The organism is Azospirillum griseum (genome assembly GCF_003966125.1).
Classification (GTDB): Bacteria; Pseudomonadota; Alphaproteobacteria; order Azospirillales; family Azospirillaceae; genus Azospirillum; species Azospirillum griseum.
Window position 1 is genome coordinate 2,719 of record NZ_RXMA01000068.1, and the last position, 1,767, is coordinate 4,485.

The window sequence follows — 1,767 nt, forward strand, 5'->3', positions numbered from 1 at the left end:
TCGGTCGGCGACACGAACAGGCACCGCCGCACGCTCTGCCCACGCCCGATGGTGAGCGGCGTCTCGTTCAGGACAAAGCCCGCTTGGCGCAGCCGTGCGGACGCGGCGGCCTCCGCCTTGGGTTGGCGCGGCGCTGTGACGAGAACCCCGTTCTCCATCCATTGCAGCGGCCCCGTCTCCTCCACCAGACCAACGCGTCGTCCGCCATAGTCAAAGCCCAACGCCGCCACCGCGACCGTATCCGACACGGTCATGCCATAGGCGTAGGGCGTGTAGGGCCGGGTCGCTTGCCCCAGACGCAACAGCGGGCGCGGCGTCACGCGGCGGGTTTCCGTCTGCGTCGGGGCGGCGGGGCGCGTCGGCAGCGGCAGGCCGAGCGATTCCACCCCGGCCACAAAGGCGGCGACCTCCCCCGGCGGCACGGACGGCGCGGACAGCAGGGCGGCGGCCAGATGCGGACGAACGTCGGCCTCGACCACGCCGCACTCCCCGCTCTCGCGATCCACATAGAGCAGCGGCGTCGTCGGCAGGGTCAGCGCGGCGGGGGAGTCCAGCGCAATGGAAAACCGCTGCTGTCCCCGTTCGTCCGCCACCCAACAGGCCGTTCCACGTCGCGTCGGGCCGGAGCGCAGCGGCGGGTTGGCGCGGAAATCCTGCCAATAGAGCCGCCCGGTTTTCAGCATCCGCTCGACCAGCCAACCGCTCCACTCCCCCCGCAACACGCTGCCCTCGTCGCGCCGCCCCGCCACAGCCAGGGTGTTTTGGGCCAGGCTGATCAGGATGGTCCGATCGGATGGGGTCACAAACTTCACAGTCGCCAGGCTTCGAATCTGCTCGAAACCATAAGGTTTTTCGTCCGCGCCAAAGGTGCCGTCCTTGCGGATGGAGACGGAGAGCGGTTGAACCACCGCCTCGGCACCGCCCGCTCCGCCGTCCAACCGCAGCACGTACAAAAGCCGCTTGCGCACCGTCTCAGGATAGACCTCGCCACCGTCAATCGCCGCCGCGTCACTCAACCGCGACAAAAGCGCCTGCAAGGGCGGCGACAGCGCGGGGACCGCCGCTTGAGGCGGCGGAAACTCGGGGTCGCTCGGGACGCGCCGCGTCGTCGTCGGTGCCGTTGGTTCGTCGGAACTCAACACCCAGGCGATCAAAGCGGCGGCGACATGCTTGCAATTGAAGCCAACCGGGCAATCGCACTCGCCCGAAAGCGCCGAAAGCGTGTTGCCAGTCCGCTGAAACCGGATGATCTGCGTGTAGGGGATTCGGTGCGACCCCCGCACGGTCGCGGACAGACGGATTGCGCCGTTCGTCAAACGCTGCGCCTGATGAGCGGAAACCCGCCCTTCGCGCTGATAGGCGGCCCCCCGGCTGAAGGTGGCCGCATCGAAGAGGCGTTGGAGAGACGAGAGGGGGATCACGCGACGGATGTCCTTGTGGCCGGTCGCCGTTCAACAGGCCCCATCCTTTTTGGCGGCTGCGAGCGCGGTGTCAAGCCCGCGTCGGCGTGTTGCAGCGAGGCGACGAGTTCCGGAGATCACCCCGCCCCACCGCCGATCCGGTGAGACGAACGGAGTTCGGGGGTCCGAGGTCGAGCATGGGGTTGAGCGCGGCGGTGCCGATGGCGGTTTCGGCGGCCTGCGCTTGGTCGGTATGGAAGCACAGCGTCGGTCCGAGGACGGGACTATCCGGAATTTCGTGCTCGGCGGGGTTATCCTGAAGCAGAAGGAGACCCTGAATGGCCCGACGCAAAGAACCGGTTATCCC

At 68.0% G+C, this 1,767-nt stretch carries 1 protein-coding gene and 1 pseudogene; both read right to left on the minus strand.

What is annotated here, in order from left to right:
* On the minus strand, nucleotides 1–1,421 hold a 1,421-nt coding region (locus tag EJ903_RS27115; RefSeq protein WP_174237366.1), incomplete at its 3' end, for an SWIM zinc finger family protein.
* Nucleotides 1,422–1,491: 70 nt separating this feature from the next.
* A pseudogene (locus tag EJ903_RS27485) lies at nucleotides 1,492–1,767 on the minus strand (hypothetical protein); the annotation flags it as partial.